The sequence below is a fragment of the Lentibacter algarum genome (assembly GCF_018860975.1).
Taxonomy (GTDB): Bacteria; Pseudomonadota; Alphaproteobacteria; order Rhodobacterales; family Rhodobacteraceae; genus Lentibacter; species Lentibacter algarum_A.
Genome location: NZ_JAHKQI010000008.1, coordinates 1 through 23811 on the forward strand (window position 1 = coordinate 1; position 23811 = coordinate 23811).

General features: G+C 58.2%; 22 protein-coding genes. 13 read left to right on the forward strand and 9 right to left on the reverse strand.

The features are described from left to right. The first annotated feature begins 207 nt into the window (after positions 1 to 207). The 3 genes from dusA to KO498_RS09365 are packed head-to-tail and all read left to right on the forward strand — an operon-like array spanning position 208 to position 2803. Positions 208 to 1203, forward strand: a complete 996-nt coding sequence (gene dusA, locus KO498_RS09355; protein WP_215959646.1) for a tRNA dihydrouridine(20/20a) synthase DusA — start codon at positions 208 to 210, stop codon at positions 1201 to 1203. A gap of 14 nt (positions 1204 to 1217) precedes the next feature. Further along, positions 1218 to 2036 carry a sulfite exporter TauE/SafE family protein gene (locus KO498_RS09360; RefSeq protein WP_215959647.1) on the forward strand — a complete coding sequence of 273 codons (819 nt, stop codon included), beginning with the start codon at positions 1218 to 1220 and terminating at the stop codon, positions 2034 to 2036. Then, positions 2033 to 2803, forward strand: a complete 771-nt coding sequence (locus tag KO498_RS09365) for a hypothetical protein (RefSeq protein WP_252731370.1) — start codon at positions 2033 to 2035, stop codon at positions 2801 to 2803. Before KO498_RS09360 ends, KO498_RS09365 begins: the two co-directional genes overlap by 4 nt. Before the next feature lie 113 nt (positions 2804 to 2916). Here the strand turns inward: KO498_RS09365 and KO498_RS09370 are convergent, their stop codons facing one another. The 3 genes from KO498_RS09370 to ccmI are packed head-to-tail and all read right to left on the reverse strand — an operon-like array spanning position 2917 to position 4870. Next, positions 2917 to 3153: a DUF1289 domain-containing protein gene (locus tag KO498_RS09370; protein ID WP_215959648.1), complete on the reverse strand. Its 237-nt coding sequence runs from the start codon at positions 3151 to 3153 to the stop codon at positions 2917 to 2919. Next, a complete protein-coding gene (gene ruvX, locus KO498_RS09375; protein ID WP_252731371.1) occupies positions 3150 to 3641 on the reverse strand; it encodes a Holliday junction resolvase RuvX in 492 nt (163 codons plus the stop codon). Before ruvX ends, KO498_RS09370 begins: the two co-directional genes overlap by 4 nt. After that, positions 3638 to 4870: a c-type cytochrome biogenesis protein CcmI gene (ccmI, locus tag KO498_RS09380; RefSeq protein ID WP_252731372.1), complete on the reverse strand. Its 1233-nt coding sequence runs from the start codon at positions 4868 to 4870 to the stop codon at positions 3638 to 3640. The genes ruvX and ccmI overlap by 4 nt, the downstream gene beginning before the upstream one ends. A 152-nt stretch (positions 4871 to 5022) precedes the next feature. On the opposite strand from ccmI, the gene KO498_RS09385 reads away from it, so the two are divergent. The 5 genes from KO498_RS09385 (at position 5023) to KO498_RS09405 (ending at position 11019) form a co-directional block, all read left to right on the forward strand. Continuing rightward, the gene (locus tag KO498_RS09385; RefSeq protein WP_215959649.1) at positions 5023 to 6270 is read left to right on the forward strand and encodes a sarcosine oxidase subunit beta family protein; all 1248 of its coding nucleotides are present in this window, start codon (positions 5023 to 5025) and stop codon (positions 6268 to 6270) included. A gap of 14 nt (positions 6271 to 6284) precedes the next feature. After that, entirely contained in the window at positions 6285 to 6614 is a 330-nt protein-coding gene (locus KO498_RS09390; protein ID WP_215959650.1) for a sarcosine oxidase subunit delta, read from the forward strand. After that, the gene (locus KO498_RS09395; RefSeq protein ID WP_215959651.1) at positions 6611 to 9622 is read left to right on the forward strand and encodes a sarcosine oxidase subunit alpha family protein; all 3012 of its coding nucleotides are present in this window, start codon (positions 6611 to 6613) and stop codon (positions 9620 to 9622) included. The genes KO498_RS09390 and KO498_RS09395 overlap by 4 nt, the downstream gene beginning before the upstream one ends. Next, on the forward strand, positions 9615 to 10178 hold the full coding sequence (locus tag KO498_RS09400; RefSeq protein ID WP_215959652.1) for a sarcosine oxidase subunit gamma: 564 nt from the start codon (positions 9615 to 9617) through the stop codon (positions 10176 to 10178). The genes KO498_RS09395 and KO498_RS09400 overlap by 8 nt, the downstream gene beginning before the upstream one ends. Before the next feature lie 61 nt (positions 10179 to 10239). After that, the gene (locus KO498_RS09405) at positions 10240 to 11019 is read left to right on the forward strand and encodes a gamma-glutamyl-gamma-aminobutyrate hydrolase family protein (protein WP_215959653.1); all 780 of its coding nucleotides are present in this window, start codon (positions 10240 to 10242) and stop codon (positions 11017 to 11019) included. 59 nt (positions 11020 to 11078) lie between these two features. Here KO498_RS09405 and kynA read toward each other — a convergent pair whose 3' ends face one another. Together kynA and KO498_RS09415 are read right to left on the reverse strand one after the other, a co-directional pair. Next, positions 11079 to 11912, reverse strand: coding sequence for a tryptophan 2,3-dioxygenase (gene kynA, locus KO498_RS09410; RefSeq protein WP_215959654.1), 834 nt, complete (start codon positions 11910 to 11912; stop codon positions 11079 to 11081). A 178-nt stretch (positions 11913 to 12090) separates the two neighbouring features. Next, on the reverse strand, positions 12091 to 12444 hold the full coding sequence (locus KO498_RS09415; protein ID WP_215959655.1) for an MmcQ/YjbR family DNA-binding protein: 354 nt from the start codon (positions 12442 to 12444) through the stop codon (positions 12091 to 12093). A 125-nt stretch (positions 12445 to 12569) separates the two neighbouring features. Here KO498_RS09415 and KO498_RS09420 point away from each other — a divergent pair, with 125 nt between their 5' ends. From KO498_RS09420 to KO498_RS09440, 5 genes are all read left to right on the forward strand, one after another. Further along, the gene (locus KO498_RS09420; RefSeq protein WP_252731373.1) at positions 12570 to 13520 is read left to right on the forward strand and encodes an MBL fold metallo-hydrolase; all 951 of its coding nucleotides are present in this window, start codon (positions 12570 to 12572) and stop codon (positions 13518 to 13520) included. Further along, positions 13517 to 13960: a methyltransferase family protein gene (locus KO498_RS09425; RefSeq protein ID WP_215959656.1), complete on the forward strand. Its 444-nt coding sequence runs from the start codon at positions 13517 to 13519 to the stop codon at positions 13958 to 13960. The genes KO498_RS09420 and KO498_RS09425 overlap by 4 nt, the downstream gene beginning before the upstream one ends. A 124-nt stretch (positions 13961 to 14084) precedes the next feature. Further along, positions 14085 to 15656, forward strand: coding sequence for a Re/Si-specific NAD(P)(+) transhydrogenase subunit alpha (locus tag KO498_RS09430; protein ID WP_215959657.1), 1572 nt, complete (start codon positions 14085 to 14087; stop codon positions 15654 to 15656). Positions 15657 to 15668: 12 nt separating this feature from the next. Further along, positions 15669 to 17111, forward strand: coding sequence for an NAD(P)(+) transhydrogenase (Re/Si-specific) subunit beta (locus tag KO498_RS09435; RefSeq protein WP_215959658.1), 1443 nt, complete (start codon positions 15669 to 15671; stop codon positions 17109 to 17111). Positions 17112 to 17260: 149 nt separating this feature from the next. Continuing rightward, on the forward strand, positions 17261 to 18544 hold the full coding sequence (locus tag KO498_RS09440) for a DUF3422 family protein (RefSeq protein ID WP_215959659.1): 1284 nt from the start codon (positions 17261 to 17263) through the stop codon (positions 18542 to 18544). Here the strand turns inward: KO498_RS09440 and KO498_RS09445 are convergent. The 4 genes from KO498_RS09445 to KO498_RS09460 all read right to left on the reverse strand — a co-directional run bounded on the left by KO498_RS09445 (position 18480) and on the right by KO498_RS09460 (position 23613). Then, positions 18480 to 19565 carry a YeeE/YedE family protein gene (locus KO498_RS09445; protein WP_215959660.1) on the reverse strand — a complete coding sequence of 362 codons (1086 nt, stop codon included), beginning with the start codon at positions 19563 to 19565 and terminating at the stop codon, positions 18480 to 18482. The genes KO498_RS09440 and KO498_RS09445 overlap by 65 nt on opposite strands. A 214-nt stretch (positions 19566 to 19779) precedes the next feature. Further along, the gene (locus tag KO498_RS09450; protein WP_215959661.1) at positions 19780 to 20754 is read right to left on the reverse strand and encodes an ABC transporter permease; all 975 of its coding nucleotides are present in this window, start codon (positions 20752 to 20754) and stop codon (positions 19780 to 19782) included. Next, complete coding sequence (locus KO498_RS09455) at positions 20747 to 21811, reverse strand: ABC transporter permease (RefSeq protein ID WP_215959662.1); 1065 nt, start codon at positions 21809 to 21811, stop codon at positions 20747 to 20749. Before KO498_RS09455 ends, KO498_RS09450 begins: the two co-directional genes overlap by 8 nt. A 98-nt stretch (positions 21812 to 21909) precedes the next feature. Beyond that, a complete protein-coding gene (locus KO498_RS09460; protein ID WP_215959663.1) occupies positions 21910 to 23613 on the reverse strand; it encodes a peptide ABC transporter substrate-binding protein in 1704 nt (567 codons plus the stop codon). Positions 23614 to 23811 lie beyond the last annotated feature (198 nt).

The following is a 23811-nucleotide window of genomic DNA, read 5'->3' on the forward strand; positions in this document are numbered from 1 at the left end:
TGAAATTGGGGGCTAGACATGGGGTTGCGACGTATGATCTGGGCCAAGTATGACTTGCTTCCGTCTTTGCGGGTCTTTGTGCGTATCGTTGCCATGCTGTATGACTTTCTCTGATTTGGTATGACTTTAAGTCATACAGTGTGTGAAAACAGACGAAAATAGGGGAAAATCATACCAAATACGCAGGTGTGAGAATTGGGCAAGTTGGTGAAAAGTACAATAAAATCAGACATTAACCATTCGGCCCGCCTATCTGTCGCACCGATGATGGACTGGACAGACCGGCACTGCCGGTATTTTCACCGCCTTATCAGCCAACATGCGCTGCTCTATACGGAAATGGTGACCTCGCCGGCTTTGGTGCGCGGGCGGGCGTTGCATTTGCTTGACTACAACCCAGAAGAACAGCCCGTTGCTTTGCAGCTTGGTGGCTCTGATCCTGTCGAGCTGGCCGAGGCGGCGAAGATCGGAGCGGACGCTGGTTACTGTGAGATCAATCTCAACGTCGGCTGCCCGTCAGACCGTGTGCAGTCAGGCACGTTTGGCGCGGTGTTAATGCGCGACGCGCCACTTGTAGCCGAATGTTGCGCCGCGATGATCGCAGCTGTTTCGGTTCCCGTTACCGTAAAGTGCCGCATAGGTGTTGACGATCAAGAGCCGCAAGATGTGCTGCCTGATTTTTTGCAGCGGGTGTCTGATGTTGGTGTTTCCCGTTTTGCGGTGCATGCGCGCAAGGCTTGGCTCAAGGGGCTTTCTCCGAAGGAAAACAGAGACATACCGCCGCTTGACTATGCTATTGTGCAGGCAATGAAACAGCAGTTTCCGGAGTTGCACCTGTCGCTGAATGGCGGTGTTGCGACGCTTGACGACGCGTTGCAGCACCTTGAAGCGGGCCTTGACGGAGTGATGATCGGGCGAGCGGCTTATCACCAACCCTGGGAGGTTTTGCACGGGGTTGACGCGCGTGTGTTTGGGGCTGAAGCGGCGCATAAAACACCTCAGGAGGTTGTGCGCGCGATGTTGCCGTATATCGACGCTCACGTGACGTCTGGCGGCAAGTTGGGGCAGATATCAAAGCATATGTTGGGAGTGTTCACGGGCCGTCCGGGCGCGCGGGCTTGGCGGCGCGTGCTTTCGGAAGGAGCGCATAAACCTATGGCTGGCACAGCGCTGGTAGAGGCTGCTTTGAGTGAGCTGGATTAGAGAAAGATAGCCACATGACTGACACTGTTCTGATGCTTCAAATGCTCCTGCTGTTGGTGGTGATCGGAGGCCTCGCAGGTGTGCTTGCCGGGATGCTTGGTGTCGGCGGTGGTATCGTTTTGGTTCCGGCATTTTTCTATGCTTTTCAAACGCTTGGGTATGACGGCCCGCAGCTGATGCAAGTCTGTTTGGCAACCTCTCTGGCGACAATAATAGTGACCTCTGTGCGCTCGGTGTCGAGCCACAACAAAAAGGGCGCGGTGGACTGGGATATTCTGCGCACATGGGCTCCGGGCATCGCGATTGGCGCTGTTTTAGGCATGCTGGTCGCGGCGCAATTGCGCTCGGTGACGTTGCAGGCGTTGTTCGGTGTTTTGGGCATTGTCATCGGGCTTTACATGGGGTTCGGGCGGGCCGAGTGGCGGCTTGGGCAGGCGATGCCGGTAGGGCTGAAGCGGGCTATGTTATCGCCTGCTGTTGGCCTAATGTCCGTGCTTATGGGCATTGGCGGGGGCAGCTTCGGGGTGCCGCTTATGAGCTTGTTTAACACGCCCATTCACCGTGCTGTGGCGACGGCGGCAGGGTTTGGTGTGATCATCGCGGTGCCGGCTGTTATCGGGTTCTTACTGGTGCCGATCGAGGGCGCGCCGCCTTACACCGTGGGGGCTGTGAACCTCGTTGCTTTTGGCGTGGTGATCATGATGACGCTGTTCACGGCGCCATATGGTGTGAAGCTTGCCCATGCTATGGACCCGAAACCCTTGAAACGGGTGTTTGCGGTTTTTCTCACGGTGGTTGCCTTAAACATGCTGCGTAAGGCTTTGGGATTATGAACAATTTCGCAAGATTAGGTTGGAAGAAATTTGCTTTTGATCCGGCGCTGAGTGACTGGATCAAGTCGGTGTATCCGGCTGCCTTGGAGGCGGTGGCAGCCCCTGAGAACAACGATTGGCTGCAGTGTGAAGGCACTTGGTTTGTCGGGGTTGATGTGCTTGGCAATGACGCGCTTGGTGCCCTTCCTGACGGGCCTGTTTTGAGCGGTGCGGCCTTTGAGTTTGCTTGTCAGCCGTTCGGAAACTTACCACTTCACAAAGGGCAGATTTCGGTGATCTATCCGGGCTATCCGAAAGCGCGGAAGGGCGAGAGTGATGCGGCGCTTAACTATCGCATCAAACGGGATGCGGCGCATTTGGACGGGTTGAAGCCCAGAGAAAACAAGCGGCGCTTCATGGACGAGTATCACGCCTATGTGCTGGGAATTTCGTTAACCGGCAGTGCGCAGAGTCCGTTGGTTGTCTGGGAGGGCAGCCATGAAGTCATCCGCGAAATGCTGCGTGACGCCTTTGCAAACCTGCCGCAAGAGCGCTGGCACGAGGTTGATCTGACGGAGGCCTACACAGCGGCGAGAAAGCAGATTTTTGAGCGTTGTCAGAGAGTTGAAGTGCCTCTTGAACGTGGTGAGGCCTATGTCGTGCACCGGTTTGCTTTGCACGGTGTTGCGCCTTGGACAGAGGGTGTTGAGGGGCCTGATGAGGGGCGGATGATCGCTTATTTCAGGCCGGATGTCACAGACCGGCTGGCCTGGCTTAATGAAGCGTAACCACAGCGTTAAGGCGGGTTAACGGGCTTTTGGGCCCGTGTGACTTGCGTGCATACCACAGTGCATACCACAGTGCATAATGCGTGCTGACAGTTTTGCGTGTTTTGAAAACCTTAACGCTTCAGCCGCGCGGCGCGGCCACCACGGCGGGTTGTGGGTGCAGCATTGCGGCTTGGCAGTTCGGCCATGACGGCGCGGCGCTCATCAGAGCTCATCCGCGACCAGGCAGCGATCTCGTCGATCGAGCGCGCGCAGCCGGTGCAGAGCCGTGTTTCGGGATGCACCACGCAGATGTTGATGCAGGGGCTTTCAGGCTCGTCGCGCTTCCAGGTTTTCGTGCGGTCGCTCATGGTGTTGCCTTCAGGTGTTGCAAACGGTCGAGTGCTCCTTGCAGGATATACGATGCGGCGACATGGTCGATGACCTCGGCGCGACGTTTGCGTGACGTATCCGCCTCAAGCAGGGCACGTTCGGCGGCGACGGTTGAGAGGCGCTCGTCCCAAAATGTGATCGGGGCGGTGGTGAGGCGCGCGAGGTTGCGGGCAAAGGCGCGGGTTGACTGACAGCGCGCGCCCTCGGAGCCGTCCATGTTGCGGGGCAGGCCAAGAACGAAGCCAACAATCTGGCGCTCTTCTGCCAGCTTGAGCATTTGTGTCGCATCAACCATGAACTTTTTGCGGCGGATGGTTTCCAGCGGTGAGGCGCTGCTGCGGAATGTGTCGGACACCGCAAGGCCGATGGTTTTGTCGCCCAGATCAAGCCCCATCAGCGCGCCCATTGGTGGCAACATGGGGCCAAACCCGGCGATGTCGTCAAGGACGGGGGCGAAGCCGCTCATTGCACCAGTCCTGCGCGTTTGGCGCCTGTTCGCACGGTTGCCAGAGCGGCGGGGTTGTCAGCAAAGCGGCTCTGGGCCTCTTGCCAGATTGCTTTGGCGCGATCAGACTCGCCCAGTGTTCCGAGAGCGCCGATGAGGCGGGCCCACTCTTCGGGTGAGCCGCCTTCGGTTGCGAGGCGGTCAGACAGGCGCGAGACCATGCCGCGGATCATTTCGTCGCGGTCTTGGGCGGACATTTCGGCTGCGCTTTCAATGTCTTCGGCGCTTGGGCCAGCAAGGGTTTCGGCTTTTGGCTGGGTGTAGTCTACGCCTGCCAACCATGCGATATCGTCGATATTGGCTCTGATCGGGGCGATCCACGGCGCGGCTTCTGGCCCTTCGGTAAGCAAGCGCGACCAGAGGGCAAAAGCGCGGTCGGCTCTGTCATTTTGCGCCCACATCTGCCCGAGGAAGTAGCGTGCGACGGGGTGTTTTTCGTCGATCACGAGGGCGGCGCGCAGGGCGGCTTCTGCTTCAGGTGAGACATATCCGCTGGCTTGGGTGATCATCATTTGCGCCAGAGCCGTGTTGTCGGCGGCTGTGGCTTCATCTGCCTTGAGGGCGATCACGGCGCTTTGCGCCTTCTGTGCGGCAGTAAAGTTACCGAGGCGGGCCTCGTTTGTGGCCAGAAACTGCTGGCCTTGAAGCTCGCCCGGGTTTTGCGCCACGGCCTCGCGCAGTTTGGCGATCAGCTCTTCAAAACCGGCGTCAGCCTGCGGTTTGGGCTGAGGCGGCAGTTTGGCGGTGTAGGCCGCTTGGCTCGGGCGGGTTTCATAGAGAGTTTGAGCGGCACTGAGGCGCGCTTTGTGGGGCTGATCAGGTTGGCTCGGCGCGCCGAGTTGCGCATAAAGCCCGAGGCTTCCGGCGACGACGGCAAGGGAGGTGAAAGCCGCCATCGCGCGGGTGAGGGTTTGCGGTTGATCACCTGTCTTCGCGGCCTTGGCGAGTTGCGCATCGGCTTTGAGCACGCGGCGGCCAACCTCGGTGCGGGTGCGCTCGGCGTCGGCCTCGCTGATCACACCGCGGGCGAGGTCACGCTCGACGTCATTGAGCTGATCGCGGTAGACGCGCAGATCATAGGCGGCGGGGTGTTCTTCACTGGCGTCAGAGCGAAACAGTGCCAGCGCAAAGAGCGTGGCGGCAAGGCAAGCAAGCGCGAGGGCGATCATCCAGAATATCATATGCTTCATTTAGTGCGCCTGAGCCTTTGGGAAAAGGCCAAAACGCCTGTAAGCGCGGCAATGTCGCATTTGTGAGGGATTCTGACGATTTACTGCGCCGTTTATGGCCTGTATTCAGGCACTAACCCCTAAGACTTGTTAGCAGATCGGATTCGAAAGCCATGAGACGTTATTCTGCCTTTGCTGTGGCCCGAGAGGCTGCTCGTTTTCACTCGGGATGGGAGCGCGCCTGGCGCTCGCCGGCTCCGAAGAAGAAGTATGATGTCATCATCGTTGGCGCGGGCGGGCACGGGCTTGCAACGGCGTTCTACCTTGGCAAGAACTTCGGCATCACCAATGTGGCGATTTTGGAAAAGGGCTGGCTTGGTGGCGGCAATACGGGGCGCAACACCACGATCATTCGCAGCAACTATCTGCAAGACCCGTCGGCAGCCTTGTATGAAAAGGCGCGCTCGCTCTATGAGACCATGTCGCAGGATTTGAACTACAATGTGATGTTTTCCCCGCGTGGTGTGATCATGCTGGCGCAGACCGAGCATGAGGTGCGTGGTTACAAGCGCACGGCCCATGCCAATATGTTGCAGGGTGTGACGACTGAGTTTATCAGCCCCGCGCGGGTGAAGGAACTGGTGCCGATCATCAACATTGACGGGCCGCGCTATCCGGTTTTGGGCGGGTTGTGGCAGGCACGCGGCGGCACGGCGCGCCACGATGCGGTTGCTTGGGGCTATGCGCGGGCCTGCTCTGATATGGGCATGGATATCATCCAACAGTGCGAAGTGACTGGCGTGCGCTCAAGCGGCGGCAAGGTTGTTGGCGTTGACACGAGCAAAGGCGCGATTGATTGCGACAAGCTTGGCTTGGTGGTTGCGGGGAACTCCGGCGACTTGGCGAATATGGCGGGCTTCAGGCTGCCGATGGAGAGCGTGGCGTTGCAGGCGCTTGTGTCTGAGCCGATCAAGCCTTGCATGGATGTTGTCGTGATGGCCAACACGGTGCATGGCTATATGAGCCAGTCTGACAAAGGCGAGATGGTGATCGGCGGCGGCACGGACGGGTTTAACAACTATACGCAACGCGGCAGCTTTCACCACGTCGAGGAGACTGTGCGCGCACTGGTTGAGACTTTCCCGATGGTCAGCCGCCTCAAGATGCTGCGCCAATGGGGCGGAATCGTTGACGTGACGGGCGACCGCTCGCCAGTGATCGGCAAAACCCCTCTGGGCAACTGCTTTATCAACGCAGGCTGGGGCACGGGCGGCTTTAAGGCCATCCCGGGCGGCGGCTGGGCAACCGCCGAGCTGATCGCCAAAGGCGAACCGGGGCCGCTGTCAGCCGAGTTCGGCATGGAGCGGTTTATCGAGGGTCGGTTTATTGATGAATCTGTTGCCGCTGGCGTGGCGCACTAAGGAGGATATGGGACATGCTAATTCTTGAATGCCCATACTGTGGGGTCACAGGCGAAGAGACGGAGTTTCATGGCGGGGGCGAGGCGCATATCAAGCGTTTTGGGCCGGGGTCAAGCGACGCTGATTTTGAGACTTATCTGTTTATGCGCGAAAACCCGAAGGGGGTTCACTTTGAGCGCTGGCGGCATGTGAATGGCTGCGGCAAGTGGTTTCATGCGGCGCGTTGCACGATGACGCTGGAAGTGTTCGGGACGTATAGCGCCCAGACGTTTGAGCCACCAAAAGAGATCAAAGATGCTATCTCGGCCAAGCGGCCGGGGTGGAGCTGGAGGGAGTTCTCATGAGCACACGTTTGACAACGGGTGGCGCGCGGATTGCGCGCAACAAGCCTGTGACGTTCACGTTTAACGGCAAGACGCTCAAGGGCTTTGAGGGCGACACGCTGGCGTCGGCTTTGCTGGCCAATGACCAGATGCTGATGGGGCGTTCGTTCAAATACCACCGCCCGCGCGGCGTTGTGGCCAGCGGGGCCGAAGAGCCGAACGCGCTGATGAACATGGGCGAGGGCGGCAAGTTTGAGCCCAACCAGCGCGCCACGACGACCGAATTGTTTGACGGTTTGGTTGCACAGTCGCAGAACCACTGGCCGAGTCTGGAAGTGGATGTTGGTGTCGTCAACAACGCCATGGCGCGGTTCTTGCCTGCGGGGTTTTACTACAAGACATTCACCTTCCCCAAGTTCGCTTGGAAGCACGTTTACGAGCCGATCATTCGCAAGTCAGCGGGCCTCGGGAAAGCGCCGACAGAGCGCGATGTTGACACCTATGAGCACTTCTACTTCTTTGCGGATGTGGTTGTGATCGGCGGCGGCATTGCTGGCTTGCAAGCGGCCAAAACTGCGGCGCTGTCTGGTGCTAAGGTCTTGATCATGGAGCAAGATCCGGCTTGGGGCGGACGTGCTGTTGTTGATGGCGGAATGCTCGGCGAGGTGCCCGCGGCTGACTATGTGAGCGCGCTCGTGGCCGAGCTTGAGGGTATGGACAACGTCACCATGCGCAACCGGATGATGGGGGCTGGTGTCTATGACCACGGCTATGTGACCGGATATGAGCGGCTGCGCGATCATGCGCCCGAGATGGCGGGGCCGCGGCACCGTTTGTGGCGCATTCGGGCGGGGCAGATCATCACCGCGACGGGCGCTATCGAGCGGCCATTGAGCTTTGCTGGCAATGATGTGCCCGGTGTGATGCTGGCGGCGGCTTTGCGCGATTATCTGGTGATGTATGGCGTCAGTGTTGGTGACCGTGTTGTCGTTGTGACCAACAATGACGACGCTTACCGCACGGCGATTGCTGTCAAGAAAGCGGGTCTTGATGTGCCTGTGATCCTTGATGCACGCGCTGAAGGCGGCGGGGCGATTGCGGGTGAAGCCCGCGCGCTTGGTATCCGTGTTGAAAACGGTAAAGCGATTGCCAAAGTCACCGGCGGCAAGCGGGTGAAGAGCGTGAAGATTTGCGCGCAGGCCGGCGAGGGCGGTGTGCTGGAAGAGATCGAGTGCGACGCGGTTGCAATGTCGGGCGGCTTCTCTCCGGTGGTGCACCTCTGGAGCCATTGCGGCGGCAAGCTGACGTGGGACGAGGAACACGCGATGTTCCGCCCTGATGCTGAGCGGCCACCGAAGGGTGCCAACGGCGAGGGCTTTGTTGTGCCTGCGGGGGCGGCGAACGGCGTGCTTGATATGGGCGTTGGCTTGGCGGACGGTGACCATGCGGGGCGCTTGGCGGTTGAGGCTTTGGGGCTTAAGGCCGCTGATGCGAACCTGCCCGCGTTTGATCAGGCGGTGGAAGCGCCGCTGGCTGAAGTCTGGATGATGCCACAGGGCGCGGGGCCGAAGTTGCGCGCGAAGGCTTGGCTTGATTATCAGAATGATGTGAAGGTTTCTGATGTGCAGCTGGCTGCTCAGGAAGGCTATGAGAGTGTTGAGCACACCAAGCGCTACACCACGCTCGGCATGGCAACTGATCAGGGTAAGTTGAGCAACATCAACGGCTTGGCCGTGCTTTCTCATGCGTTGGATAAACCTATTCCGGCGACAGGAACAACCACCTTCCGCCCGCCTTACACGCCGATCAGCATGGGCTCGATTGCCGGTGAAGCGCGGGGCGATGTGTTCCAGCCGCTGCGCCGCACACCGATGCACGACTGGCACGAGGCCAACGGCGCGCATTGGGAGCCTGTCGGACATTGGCGGCGTGCCTACTGCTATTTGCAGGGGGAAGAGACGCCACATGAGGCTGTGAGCCGCGAGATACTGGCCACCCGCAAGAGCCTTGGGCTGCTGGATGCAAGCACGCTTGGCAAGCTGATCGTCAAGGGGCCGGACGCGGGCAAGTTCATGGACATGATGTATACCAACATGATGAGCAGCCTGAAGCCGGGCAAGTGCCGCTATGGCTTGATGTGCAGCGAGAACGGCTTTCTGAGCGACGACGGAGTGGTTGTGCGGCTGGAAGATGAGAGCTTCCTTTGCCACACCACGACCGGCGGCGCGGAGCGTATTCATGCGCATATGGAAGAATGGTTGCAAACCGAGTGGTGGGATTGGGAGGTTTACGTCACCAACGTGACCGAGCAGTGGGCGCAAGTCGGTGTTGTCGGGCCGAACTCACGCAAAGTGCTTGAGAAGCTCGGTGGCGTGGATGTCAGCAAAGAGACGCTGGCCTTTATGGAGTATACCCAAGGCAAGCTGGGTGCGTTTGATGCGCGGATCTTCCGGATTTCGTTTGCGGGGGAGCTTTCTTACGAGATCGCCGTTCCTGCCAGCCAAGGCGCAGCACTTTGGGATGCGCTGTATGAGGCGGGTGAAGAGTTTGGCGTGACGCCATATGGCACCGAGGCGATGCACGTGATGCGCGCCGAGAAGGGCTTTATCATGATCGGGGACGAGACAGACGGGACGATTATTCCGCAGGATCTCGGCCTCAATTGGGCGATTTCCAAGAAGAAGGAAGACTTCCTTGGTAAGCGCGCGCAGAAGCGGGCGTTTATGGACAACCCCGAGCGCTGGCAGCTGGTCGGTTTGGAGACCACTGACGGCTCGGTTATTCCTGATGGGGCTTATTGTGTGGCTGAGGGCGACAACGCCAACGGGCAGCGCAATGTGCAAGGGCGGGTGACGTCAACCTACTATTCGCCGACGCTTGGCAAGGGCATCGCTATGGGCCTTTTGCATGACGGGCCAAACCGTATGGGCGAGGTTGTGAGCTTTCCGGGGACTGACGGTAAAAGCTATGAAGCCAAGGTTGTAAGCCCTGTGTTTTATGACCCTGATGGGGAGAAGCAGAATGTCTGAGCTGAGAAGTGCGCTGGCTGGCGCGGTGTTTGATGGTATTGCCAAGGTTCAAGAGGCGGGCCTCTGCGGGATGATCGCATTTCGCGGTGATCTGAGTGCAACCAAAGTCAAAAACGCGGTGACGGGTGTGACGGGTGTAGATATGCCCGGCCAACGCGGCTGCAACGTGGGCGGCGACAACGGGCTGGCGTGGATGAGCCCTGACGAGCTCTTGATCATGGTTGAACATGACAAGGCCGAGCTGGTCTTGGAGACGCTGGCGAAGGGGCTGAAGAACCAGCATTACATGGCCGAGAATGTGTCAGATGCGCGGGCGGTGTTTACGGTGACGGGCAAGCACGCGGCGGAGGTTATCGCCAAGCTTGCGCCGGTTGATATGAGCACATTTTCTGTGGGTGAGATACGACGCACAAGGCTTGCGCAGGTGCCAGCGGCGTTCTGGATGCATGGCGAAAACGCCTATACCGTTGTGTGCTTCCGTTCGGCGGCCGACTATATGTTCGGCATTCTGAGCATGGCTGCACAAGAGGGCAGCGAAGTTGGTGTTTTTGGATGATCTCTGGCGTGAGATGAACGTCGGGCTTTTCTTAACGCTTGGTCTGTATTAACTATGCACTATGCGACAGGAAAACAGCTTCAGGCGCCCCGTTGTGGGTATTATCGGCAACCAACATCTGATCAATGATCAATATGTGATCCACGGCGGCGGGGCCATCAACAGCGAGGCTGTTTCGACAGTTGCGGGCTGTTTGCCACTGCTCGTGCCGACGGACCCGGCGCTTGTGTCAGTCGAAGAGCTTATGGCGACTTGCGACGGTTTTCTGTTTACGGGCGGACGGCCGAACGTGCACCCCGACGAATACGGTGAGGCGGAAACGCCTGCGCATGGAGAATTTGACCGCGGGCGCGACGCTGTGGCGCTGCCGCTTATTCGCGCATGTGTTGAAGTCGGGCAGCCGATTTTTGGCATTTGCCGCGGTTTTCAGGAGGTTGCGGTTGCCTTTGGCTCAAGCCTGCACCCCGAAATCCGGGAACTGGAGGGCCGCGACAACCACCGCATGCCGCCCGAGGGCACGATGGAAGAGAAGTTCGAGCTGCGCCATATGGTCAGCTTTAGCGAGGGCGGTGTCTTTCACAAGCTGATGGGCGCGCCTGAGGTGATGACCAACACGCTGCACGGGCAGGGGATATCGGCTGCTGGCGAGCGCGTGGTGATCGACGGCTATGCGCCAGACGGCACGCCCGAGGCGATCTATATCAAAGACGCACCGGGCTTTACGCTTTCGGTGCAGTGGCACCCTGAGTGGAACGCCGCCAACGACCCTGTTTCAAGGCCGCTGTTCGAGGCCTTCGGGGAAGCGGCGCGCGAGTGGAGCAAAGCCAAGACCAACGCCTGAGTTGCGGCGTTGGATTTGAGTATTTACACCAAAAGGAAAGCCTGAGCTGGTTTTTTGCTTTAGAGCGAGGTGCGCAGGTGCCAGAGCTCGGGGAAGAGCTCGACCTCTAGCATTTTGCGCAGGTAGCTGACGCCACCGGTGCCGCCTGTGCCACGTTTGAAGCCGATGATGCGCTCGACTGTGGTGACGTGATTGAAGCGCCAGCGGCGGAAGTAGTCTTCAAAATCAACCAGCTTCTCGGCCAGTTCATAGAGTTGCCAGTGCGCCTCGGGGGCTTGATAGACTTTTGTCCAAGCCTCGGTGACGGGTTCGGATGCGCTGTAGTTTGAGCGCAGATCGCGGTTGAGCACTGTCTCGGGCAGGGCGAAGGTTTTGTTGAGCATGCTGAGCGCCACGTCATAGAGCGAGGGCTGGGCGAGCTCGGCCTCAAGTAGCTCTAGCACTTCGGGCTTATGTTCGTGGGGTTTGAGCATGGCTGCGTTGCGGTTGCCGAGGATGAACTCGATGAGGCGATACTGGTGCGACTGAAAGCCGGAGCTTTGACCAAGGTCGTTGCGAAAGCGGGTGTAATCAGAGGGCGTCATAGTGCGCAATACGTCCCATGCGCTGTTAAGCTGCTCAAAGATGCGCGCCACGCGGGCGAGCATTTTGAAGCCATGCGAGAGGTTACCTGTCAGCATGGCCTCGCGGGCGGCGTAGAGCTCGTGGAGGGCGAGTTTCATCCAGAGTTCGGAGGTTTGGTGCTGAATGATGAACAGCATTTCGTCGTGGGCATCGGAGCGGGGTTCTTGCGCGTCGAGCACTTTGGAGAGTTGCAGGTAGTCGCCGTAAGACATGCGGTCTTTGAAGGACATTTGGGCGCCGTCATTGGCGGGGTTGTATGCGTCGGACATGGAGTAAATCCTTGAATGAGTTGGGAAAAGGGCGGCGGGCGCGCTTTAACCGTTCAGGCAGGACGTCATAGACAGGCGGCGCCATGTGGCGATCCAACCTGCGGGGCGGCGCTCGGGAAGAGCGCTTTGGGTGTTGGCAAATGTCATGCCGTCAGCATGTGCTGTGAGGCGGGCAATGTCAAAGCCCGAGTTCGGCGCGCAGCTTTTTGGTGAGCTTTGAGACGGCCATATCGTAGCTCAGCTTGATGTGATTTTGCAGCTCGTCGTCAGAGAGGCCTCCGTCGCGGTATTGCTGGAGCCATTTCATCCTGCGTGAGGCAAGGTAGGGGGCGGGGCGGATGCCGGGCATCTCTTGCAAGACTTCATAAGCGATGTCCGAGCACTTGAAAGTGAAAGCGTCTTGCCCGTCATTCCAACCGCAGATGGCGAAGAGCTTGCCGCCGACCTTCCACACATCAGCGTTGCCCCATTGCACGACATGGGTTGCTTGCGGGAGGGTGGCGCAGAAGGCGTTGTAACTGTCGCGGTTCATGTTTTGCCTTTTTGGAGTTGGTTGAGCTTGCCGCGGGGCTCAGGGCATTGCAAGTTGTGGCGTGGCTTTGCGATAGACATTCATGAGCGTGAATGTGATATTTGTTCAAATCCAGGGAGGACGTTATGCGCCATTTTATGTCGATCGTTGTAGGTTTTGCCTTTGCGGGGGCGGCTTTTGCCAGTGAGGATATTGCCGATCAGTATCCGCAGTCGGAGCTTTACTCAAAGCCTGTCGAGGTGATCCCGCATGTGTTTTCTGCGATCGGGGCGACGGCGCCACCGACTTACGAGAACTCGGGACACAACAACAACCTGAGTTTTGTTGTCACCGATGCAGGCGTTGTTGTGGTGAACGGCGGCGCTTCGGCGCGGCTTGCCAAGGCGTTGCATGACGAGATCAAGACCGTGACAGACCAACCTGTGAAGCTTGTGATCAACGAGAACGGGCAGGGGCATGCGTTTTTGGGCAACTCCTACTGGGCGGCTTTGGGCGTGGACATTCTTGCGCATGAGGATGCGATTGAAGAGGGGCACGAGCGCGGTTTTGACATTCTTGAAGGGATGAAGCGCTACAACCGTGACAAGGCGGAGGGCACTGAAGTTGCTGTTGCCAACCTGAGTTTTAGCGAGCGTTACGACTATGAACTCGGCGGTGTGAAGTTTGAGATTCTGCACCTTGGGCCTGCACACGGGCCGGGCGATACGCAGGTTTGGATTCCGCAGTGGAGCATGATGATCGCGGGGGATATCGCCTTTCACGAGCGGATGCTGCCGATCTTTGCGGACACATGCACGAGCTGCTGGGTGCAAACATGGGAAGAGAAGTTCGAGCCGATGCAGCCGACTTATGTGATACCCGGGCATGGGCATCCGACCAATTTGGCGCAGGTGAAGCGCTATACGTATGACTATCTGCGTGATCTGAGAGAGAAGATCGGAGCGCATATCGAAGAGGGCGGTGACCTTGCGGGTGCTTATTATGTTGATCAGGCTGCGTGGGCGCATCTGGATACGTTTGAAGAGCTGGCGACCAAAAATGCGGGGCGCGTGTTTGAAGAGATGGAGTGGGAATGAAGGCCTGGCTTGATATCCCGCCTGCATGGCTCCTGCTGTTTTTGGGGCTGAGCTGGTTACAAGCGACGCTGTTGCCGGTTGGGCCGGTGCTGTTGACGCAGCCGTTCGGCTTTGGGCTTATCTTCACAGGTTTGCTGGCGATGGTGGCCGCTGTTTGGGAAATGCGTCGGCACAAAACGACTGTGATTCCACGGCGCAAGCCCCGCAACATCGTAACCGGCGGTGTGTTCACGCTTAGCCGCAACCCTATCTACCTTGGTGATGCATTGGTGCTTGCCGGAGCCAGCCTTTATTGGGGGGCCTTGCCTTCTCTGGTTTTAGTTCCTGTGTTTATGTGGTTAATAAACTGGCGGTTCATCGAAGAAGAGGAAGCCAGTTTGCGGGCTGCTTTTGCGGACGAGTTTGCTGCCTACGAAAAAGAAACGCGACGTTGGCTTTGACAAGTATGCCGCGATGCGACATCAAGCTGCGACGAATTTATTGAAAAGACTGACCGAGGCCGCGCGCAAGATTGTTTCTCGGTGAGTTTGGTTGGACAGAAGAATACCTGAAGGGGACAGATACGTGATTATTGGAACGCCCAAAGAAGTCTTTGAGGGAGAGGCGCGTGTCGCCATGACCCCGGACTCTGCCTTACAGCTGCAAAAGCTGGGCTATGAGTGCATGATCGAATCCGGCGCTGGCAAGGGTGCTGGCTACTCGGATGCTGACTATAAGGCGGCGGGCGTGACGGTAAAGAAAACCGCCAACGCGCTTTGGAAAGATGCTGAGATCATTGCTAAGGTGCGCCAGCCGGAAGCCGAGGAGCTCAAGCATCTCAAGTCTGGTAAGACGTTGATTTCGTTCTTTAACCCTGCGGCGAATGATGCGGGTATGAAAGCGGCGAAAGCCAAGGGCGCCAATGTGATCGCGATGGAAATGGTGCCACGCATTTCACGCGCTCAGAAGATGGATGCGCTGAGCTCGATGGCCAATATCGCGGGCTACCGCGCGGTTATCGAGGCTGGTAACAACTTTGGTCGCTTCTTTACCGGGCAGATCACCGCAGCGGGCAAGGTGCCTCCGGCGAAGGTTCTGGTTGTCGGGGCGGGCGTTGCTGGCCTTGCAGCGATTGGCACGTCGACATCGCTTGGTGCGGTGACGCTGGCGTTTGATGTGCGGCCTGAAGTTGCCGAGCAAGTCGAATCGATGGGCGCCGAGTTTGTTTACCTCGACTTTGAGGAAGAGCAGCAAGACGGCGCGGCGACGGGCGGTTATGCGGCGGTTTCTTCTCCTGAGTTCCGCGAGGCGCAGCTTGCCAAGTTTCGTGAGCTGGCTCCTGAAGTTGATATCGTGATCACCACGGCACTGATCCCCAACCGTGAAGCGCCCGAGCTTTGGACGCCTGACATGGTTGCGGCAATGAAGCCGGGTTCGGTGATCATCGACCTTGCAGCGGAGAAGGGCGGCAACTGTAAGCTGACGGTCATGGACGAGAAGATCGTTACTGACAACGGCGTGACGATTGTTGGCTACACCGACTTCCCGAGCCGGATGGCGACGCAGGCCTCAAACCTTTACGCGACCAACATCCGCCACATGATGACCGATCTGACGCCTGAAAAAGACGGCCAGATCAACCATGACATGGAAGATGACGTGATCCGTGGTGCGACTGTGGCTTACGCAGGTGAGATCACCTTCCCGCCGCCGCCACCGAAGATTGCAGCGATTGCAGCCCAGCCAAAGGCCGAGGTTGTTGAACTGACAGCGGAAGAAAAGCGCGCAGCCGAGGTTGCTGCGTTCAAGGCGCAGACCAAGCAGCAGGTGACTTTGCTCACGGTTGGCGCGGCGCTTTTGCTTGGTGTGGGGCTTGTTGCTCCGGCGAGCTTCATGCAGCACTTTATTGTGTTTGTTCTGGCGGTTTTCGTTGGCTTCCAAGTGATCTGGGGCGTGGCGCACAGCCTGCATACGCCGCTTATGGCGGTGACCAACGCGATCAGCTCGATCATCATTCTCGGCGCACTTATGCAGATCGGCTCGGGTTCGTTCCTTGTCATCCTGCTGGCGGCTGTCTCGGTCTTTATGACAGGGATCAACATTTTTGGCGGCTTTTTGGTAACACGGCGAATGCTCGCCATGTTCCAGAAGTCTTAAGGGGGGCTGATCATGGAATTCGGTTTCACAACAGCGGCTTATGTCGTTTCAGCTATTCTCTTCATTCTTTCGCTTGGCGGTTTGTCAGGGCAGGAAAGCGCCAAGCGCGCGGTCTGGTATGGCATCGCGGGCATGGCTTTGGCCGTGGCGGCAACGCTCGTCGGCCCCGGCGCTGGCTATTGGCTTTTGTCACTGATGATGATCGCGGCAGGCGGGGCCATTGGCTACCAACTGGCCACTAAGGTGCAGATGACGCAGATGCCCGAGCTTGTCGCAGCGATGCACTCGCTGGTTGGCTTGGCGGCTGTGTTTGTTGGTTTTATCGCGCATTTTGAAATGGTGCGTGTCGCTGATCTGATGGTTGCCAACGATGTTGCCCTGTCAGAGCTGGGGACTTTCGCAGCGCTTATCGCCAAGAAAACTGTCGTTGAGCTCAACATTCTTCGGGTTGAATTATTTCTCGGTATCTTCATCGGTGCTGTGACATTTACCGGCTCGGTGATTGCCTATGGTAAGCTCGCAGGCAAGGTTGACTCGGCTGCGACGAAGCTACCGGGCGGGCATATGCTTAACGCTGGTGCGGGGGGGCTCTCCTTGATCTGCCTGATCTGGTATTTCAACACTGGTGGTTTCCTGCCGTTGTTCATCATGACGCTGGCGGCATTGTTCATTGGCTACCATTTGATCATGGGCATCGGCGGCGCTGACATGCCTGTTGTTGTGTCGATGCTCAACAGCTACTCTGGCTGGGCGGCTGCGGCGATTGGCTTTAGCCTTGGCAATGACCTTCTGATCGTGGTCGGCGCGCTGGTTGGCTCGTCTGGTGCGATCCTCAGTTACATCATGTGTAAGGCGATGAACCGCTCGTTTGTGAGCGTTATTCTGGGCGGCTTTGGCGGCACGTCTGGCCCACAGATGGAAGTTGAGGGCGAGCAGATCGCGATTGAGGCTGACGGTGTTGCCGCGGCTTTGAACGAAGCTGACAGCGTCATCATCATCCCGGGTTACGGCATGGCCGTGGCTCAGGCACAGCAAAATGTGGCCGAGCTTACGCGGCGTTTGCGCGCCAAGGGCAAGAATGTGCGCTTCGCTATTCACCCTGTTGCAGGGCGTTTGCCGGGGCACATGAACGTGCTGCTTGCCGAGGCGAAAGTGCCTTATGACATCGTGATGGAGATGGACGAGATCAACGAGGATTTCCCTGAGACTGATGTTGCGATTGTTATTGGCTCAAACGACATCGTGAACCCTGCGGCGCAGGAAGACCCGAACAGCCCGATTGCTGGTATGCCGGTGCTTGAGTGCTGGAAGGCCAAGCAGGTGTTTGTCTCCAAGCGCGGGCAGGGCACCGGATACTCAGGTATCGAGAACCCGCTGTTCTTCAAAGAGAATACGCGGATGTTTTACGGTGATGCGAAAGCTTCGCTTGATAAGCTGCTGGGCATGATCGACTAGCTTGCTGGTTTTTGTGGTAGAGAGGGGCGCTCCGGTTGGGGCGCCCTTTTCTGTATACAAGTGTATTCTGCCAAATATTTGATTTTGCGACAAAGAGCGCATTTACTTGTGGGCGCGCTTCGATAGGTTCACAGGCAAAGGAGTGCGATATGTCTGCAATTGCCGATCACCCGCTGCGTTACAATCTTGCCAACGAAATGCATGCCCGGCCCTTTCCTTTGATCGAAGCACCAGCGACGGCGGCTTTTCTGGCGATCAAACGTAGTCAGAATGCCGCTGCGCGTGAGCGTGCACATGACAGGGCGCATTTATGTGCCTTGCTTGATCGCTTTGGGGCGGCACATCCGCCGCCTGATGCCACGCACTATTTTGGCCAGATCGGCAAGCATTGGTTGAAGTGGGAGAGCCACACCGAGTTTGTCACCTATACGGCGTTTTCAAACCGGCTCGGGACGCGGGCCTTTGATCCGGCTGATTTTGAAGTTTTTCCTGATGATTGGCTTTCGCAGGCGCCCGGAGAACGGGTGACAAGTGCTTTGTTGCGGATCGAAGAGATGACGCAGGAAGCCACGATGGAACGCCAGATGAACGACTGGTTTGTGCCCGAGAGCCTTGCCCTGAGCTATGTGCTTGATGAGGCGGCGTTGATTGCGGGGGACTTCAGCATTGATCAGGCGGGGCACATGCGCTTTGCAGTATTTGCCGCCAAAGACACAGGCCCGCAGCGCATTGGACGGATCGTGCAGCGGTTGTGCGAAGTTGAAACCTATAAGGCGATGTCGATGCTTGGGTTTGCCCGTGCCGCTGAAACCAGAGGGGTGATGGCAAAGTTTGATGCGACGCTGTCAGAACTGATGGACGATATGACCCTGCATGAAACACCCGCTGAGGCAACGTTGCAGGACTTGCTTGCTGTGTCATCCGAGCTTGAGAAGCTGGCGGCAGACACGAGCTTTCGCTTTGGCGCGACGGAGGCTTACGAGGTGATTGTCAATGCGCGCATTACTGTGCTGCGTGAAGAGCGCTTTAAGGGGCGGCAGACATTTGGCGAGTTTATGATGCGGCGGTATGATCCGGCCATGCGCACGGTTGCCGCGAGCCGCAGGCGCTTGGTGGCTATGGCTGACAGGGCGATGCGGGCTGGCGAGTTGTTGCGCACGCGCGTTGAAGTTGAGCGCTCGGCGCAGAACCAGCAGTTGCTTGAAGGGATGAACCGCCGCGCCGAAGTGCAGCTACATATGCAGCAGACCGTAGAGGGGCTGTCTGTCGTCGCGATCAGCTATTACGCTGTAAACCTTGTCGCCTACGCGCTTTACCCCGTTGTGAAGAGCTTTGGCGGGGTGGATAAGGCCTTGTTGATGGCGCTGGTTACTCTGCCGGTTGTAGGGCTTGTGTGGCTGGCTGTGCGTCGGATCCGGCGCCGCTTTTCGTAAGCAGACGGCTTGCAAGTTTAGCGCCGAGGATGATGCTTATCAGGGCGATGATGGCCGAGAAGCCAAGAGTTGGCACGCCAGCGAGGCCAGCGCCCAAGGTGCAACCGCCAGCGAGCACGCCGCCAACACCCATGAGCACCGCACCCAAAAGGTAGCGGCCTGTTTGTGACGGCGCTTCAAAGCTCTGCCACGCGAAGCGGCCGGAAACCAGTGCTGATAGCGCTGCCCCGACAAGCGCACCACCGAGCAGGCCAACGCCAAAGCCCGGTTTGATCGCGGTGCTGGCGATGCCCCAGAAGAGCGTGTCGGCAGCGGGAAGTGTGAAGCTGAGGCTTTGCATGGCGATCGGGTCAAACTCGTCAAACAGGACAAAACCGGTGCCGACCCAAGCCAGCGGAACCAGTGCGCCGATGAGGGCTGCAAGGGCGAGTTGCACGACATTGTTGCCCGAGCGTAGTGCGAAAACAAGCGCGATTGCGGCGAGGGCCGTGGCCCAAAGCAATCCACCACCGGGCAAAGCGGCCAGCGAAGTGAACTCGCCAAGCGGCATGGTGACTGCCCCAAGTGCCACGCGCACCGGCGCGAGAACGCCTTTAAGCGTTGCATGGGCCGCGAGCGCAAAAACGATGATAACTGTAAGCGCGCGCAGGTTGCCGGAGCCAGCCAGCACTGTAAGGCGCGAGGCACAGCCGCGTGTGAGCACCATGCCAACACCAAAGGCCAGCCCGCCAAGCACGACCGCCAAAATCGGCAGATCGGCGGCAAGGAAGCGATGCTCGGCAAAGGAGATATAACCCGCAGCAACGCCAGCTTGTGTGCCGACCAAGGCCACTGCAAGGGCGATGAGCCAGACACCGGCGGCTTGCTTGCGCTCATCACCGACCACATCACCAACCACAGCGCGACGCAGGCAAAATCGGGTGATTTCAGCGAGCACACCAAAGGCAACACCGATTGCCAATGCCAGATAGAGGCTGGCGGTCAGCGGGGTGAGGGTCTCAAAACCGAACTGTTCAAACATGGCGCATCTCCTTGGGTGGTCGTCTTGCTTGATTTGGAGGGTTTGCTGCAGGGCTGCAAGCTTTCGGGGCTATAGAGTGCGAGCATGGTTTGGGAGAGCGTTCTGCGCCTGCGCGACTGCGAGGCCAGCTGTGCAGTCTCGACCCCAAAAGAGAACGCGCGGCCTGCTGTTGGTGGGGCCGCGCGAACAGGTGTTCTTATTTTCTCAAGGTGGCCTAGCGGCCTCGAATGCGTGGGTCGAGCGCGTCGCGCAGGCCGTCGCCGAGGTAGTTCACCGCGAGCACCGTGAGTGAGATGGCGACACCCGGGAGCATGACACGCTCGGGGAACTCTTGCATGCGCGGCACGGCGTCAGCGAGCATTTTGCCCCATGTCGGGAAGTCGGAGGGGAAGCCGACACCGAGGAAGCTTAGCGAGCTTTCGGTGATGATCGCGGTGGCGAGGCCGAAGGTTGCCGAGACCACGATGGGCGAGATCACGTTGGGCAAAAGATGCCGCGTGATGATGCCTTTGGAGGTTGTTCCTGCCGAGCGGGCGGCGAGGACGAACTCGCGTTCCTTAAGCGCCAGCACATCGCCACGGACGATGCGCGCGGTGTGCATCCACGAGGTGATGCCAATGACGCCGACGATGAGGATAAACATCCCGCCTTCGGGGCCGAAGTTGGCACGCAGGGGTTGACGGAACAGTGTTACAGCAACCAGCAGAAGCGGCAGCACGGGGAGGGACAGGAACAGGTCTGTCATCCGCATGAGGGGGCCGTCGAGCTTTTTGAAGTAGCCTGCCAGAACGCCAATACCCGCGCCGAGGAACAGCGAGAGCAGCATTGCCGCCCAGCCGACAGCGAGCGAGGTGCGCCCGCCTGCCAACATATTGGCAAGGCCGTCACGACCGAGTTGATCGGTGCCGAAAGGGTGGGCCCAACCGGCTTTGACATCACCGTTCCAGATCAGGGTGTAGATTGGCCGCCAGTCTTTTGATCGGATGTCTAGTTTGCCGGGATCAACCTGCCAGATCAGCGAACCGAAGAGCACTGCAAGGGTGATGAACGCGAGGATGAAGCCCCCGAACATAGCGCCCTTATGTTGACGAAATTGCAGCCAGATTTCCTGCCCCTGAGAGCGATGCGGCGGCAGGGTTGTGTTGTCTGACAGCGCCTCGATCGGGACGATCTCTTGGTCATCAGTCATAGCGGATCCTCGGGTCTAGCACGCCATACATGACGTCGGCAAAGATGTTGGCAAGCACGATCAGGATCGCGAAGATGAAGGTGAGTGTCATCACCATTGGCATATCAGAGGCAAAGAGCGCGCCAATGAGGGCGTCGCCGATGCCGTTAACTTTAAAGACCCGCTCGGTAATGATCGAGCCGCCGAAGATACCGGGGATCGCCAGCGCGATGACGGTGACAACGGCGATCATCGAGTTACGCAGCACATGAACCAGCACGACCACGCGCTCGGACAAGCCCTTAGCGCGGGCGGTGCGCACGTAGTCTTGCTTGAGGTTGTCGAGCATTGACGCGCGCATAAAGCGGCTGATCTGCGCGGTAACTTGTAGGGCGAGGACCATGACAGGCATGATCATCTGGGCGAGTTGCTTTTTGAAGCTGGCCCAGCTGTTGACCTCGAGCGTGGTGTCATAGATCGACGGGAACCAGCCGAGGTAGACCGAGAAGATCACGATCAGCAGCGGGCCGGTGAAGAACGGCGGGATCGAAAAGCCGATCATGGTGATGAATGTGCCGGCTTGGTCAAACTTGGAGTATTGCTTGTAAGCCGAGTAGATGCCGATGGGGATGGCGATGAAGAAAGCCACCACATAGGCGAGGCCGACAACCCAGAGCGTCTGTGGCAGACGCTGGAGGACGAGGTCCATCACGGGGGAGCGGGTCTGCCAGCTGCGCATGCGCAAATCGCAATCTTCAAGCGCGCCAGCGCCGCATTTGGTGTAGAGTTCGGTGTCCGGCAGCCAGCCAAAGAGGGTGCTGCTGTTGGTCAGGTAGTCGATAAACACCTTCGGTTCGATCCAGAAGAATTGCACCAGCCACTTCCAGAACTGCACATACCAAGGCGCACCGAGGCCGAGGGCTTCGCGCATCTTTTCTTTGACTTCGGGGGGGACGGTGAGTGGCACTTGTGCCATTGGATCGCCGGGGGCGAGCTGCAGGAGCAGGAAGATTACCAGAGCGATGAACAAAAGCGTCGGGATCGAAAGGATCAACCGACGGATCGTATAAGTCAGCATGAAGCGGCGCCTTTGTTTACAGGTCTGGGTTTGCGAAAACGGTATCAGAGCGGAATGGGTGCCCCGCCGGAGCGGAGCACCCGATAGTCAAGCAAGGCTTACTTGATGCGGTACCATTCGGCTGCGTCCCAGAGTTCTGAGTCCCAGACGTTGAGAATGTGGCCACCAAGTGTGTTTGACTGGCCAGACACGCGACCACGGTGAACGAGGCCAACGATTGTGTGGCTTTCCTTTGTGAGCATGTTGTTCATTTTGATAGCAATCTCGCCGCGCTTGGCGATATCGCCAGTCCTGCCGAGTTCGTCGATCAGAGCGTCATAGGCCGGATCACAGAAGCGGTTGATGTTTTCACCCTGCCATTGGCTTGCCGGGCGTGGCTCGTTACCGCATTTGTAAGCTGCAAGATATTGCTGCGGGTCGGTGCCGTTGAAGGTGTTCGCATACATTTCAACATCAGCGTAGAACTTCTGGAAAGTGTCGGGCGAGCCCGGGTCACCGCCAAAGAAGACAGAGGAATCAACATTGCGAAGTTCAACTTCTACGCCGATTTCTTCCCACCACTGTTTGATCAGAGCCTGGAAGTCCTGACGCACAGCGTTGGTTGATGTTTGATAGAGGATCGACAGTTTTTTGCCGTCCTTATCACGCACGCCGTCGCCGTCGCTGTCTGTCCAACCGGCTTCGTCAAGGAGCGCTTTGGCGCGGTCCATGTCTTGGGTCAGGCAGAAGTCGTTTTTAGCGGCAAAGTTGTCAGGCGCTGGAACGAGGTCACAAGTTGGCTTACCGGCGGTGCCGTAACCAACTTCAACCAGCAGATCGCGGTCAATGGCGATTGACAGGGCTTCACGCACTTTGATGTCTGACAGGAAGGGGTGAGGGTGCGCAACTGTTGCACGCTCGCCTTCAGGCAGGTCAGGTGACGGGTCTGTCATGTTCATCTCAAGGCGCTCGACCAGTGGGCCGAACCCTGCGATGGCTTTGCCTTTGCCGCCTTCTTCAAACTTCGCGATCACATCGGGTGCGAGTTGGAGGTTCCAGGCGTAGTCCATTTCACCGGTTTCAAACACGGCACGGGCAGAGGCTGTCGCGTCGCCGCCGCCTTTGAGTGTCATGGTTGCGAATGCCGGCTTGGCCGGGTCACGGTAGTTCGGGTTGGCCGAAAGCGAGATCACGTCATTTGGTTTGAACTCGTCAACCTTGAAGCCCGCGGTGCCGATCGGGGCAAAGTTTGCCTCGGTGCACTCAGGAGCTTTTGCACCCATGCAGTTCGCAAACTGAGCGGCCTGGATAACCGGAGACTGGCCGCCAACAAGCGGGCCATACGGGTTTGGTTTAGGCTGATCAAAGGTGATCTTGAGTGTCAGGTCATCGACAACTTCGACACTTTCAACACCGTCAAAGAACGAAGCCTGAGCGCAGCCGCCTTCCGGGTGCATGCAGTAGTCGGCGGTGAACTTGGCGTCGTTTGCTGTAACGGCTGTGCCGTCTGACCAAAGAAGACCTTCTTTGATTTTCCAAGTGATAGATGTGAGATCTTCGCTCACGCCGCCGTTGGCAACTGTTGGAACTTCGGCTGCGATATAAGGCACAAGCGCGCCTTTGTCGTCGTAGCGCGCCAGTGGCTCGATGATCAAAGACGAAGCTTCGATGTCTTTTGTGCCACCCGAAAGATAGGGGTTCAGGATCGAAGGCGCTTGCCAATAGATCACGTTGACGTGGCCATCAGAGCCGCGCTCGGCCATAGCCGCGGGGGCCATGACAAAGGAAGCTGCTGCGCCGAGCAGAAGGGTTTTAACTTTCATTTTACACTCCAAGTTACGCAAGCTCTTCGGCTTGCTATGTGGGATCCGCTTATGGTGCGGCTTTGAACTCGGGGAGCAGTTTTAAGGTCACTCGCTGTGACGCGAATGTTCAACTTTCCCCCTGTCATGCTCTCTATTGCAAACAGAGATTCGAAAAATTGCAAGTCTTTTGCAGTAATTACGTGAGATCAGTTCAAG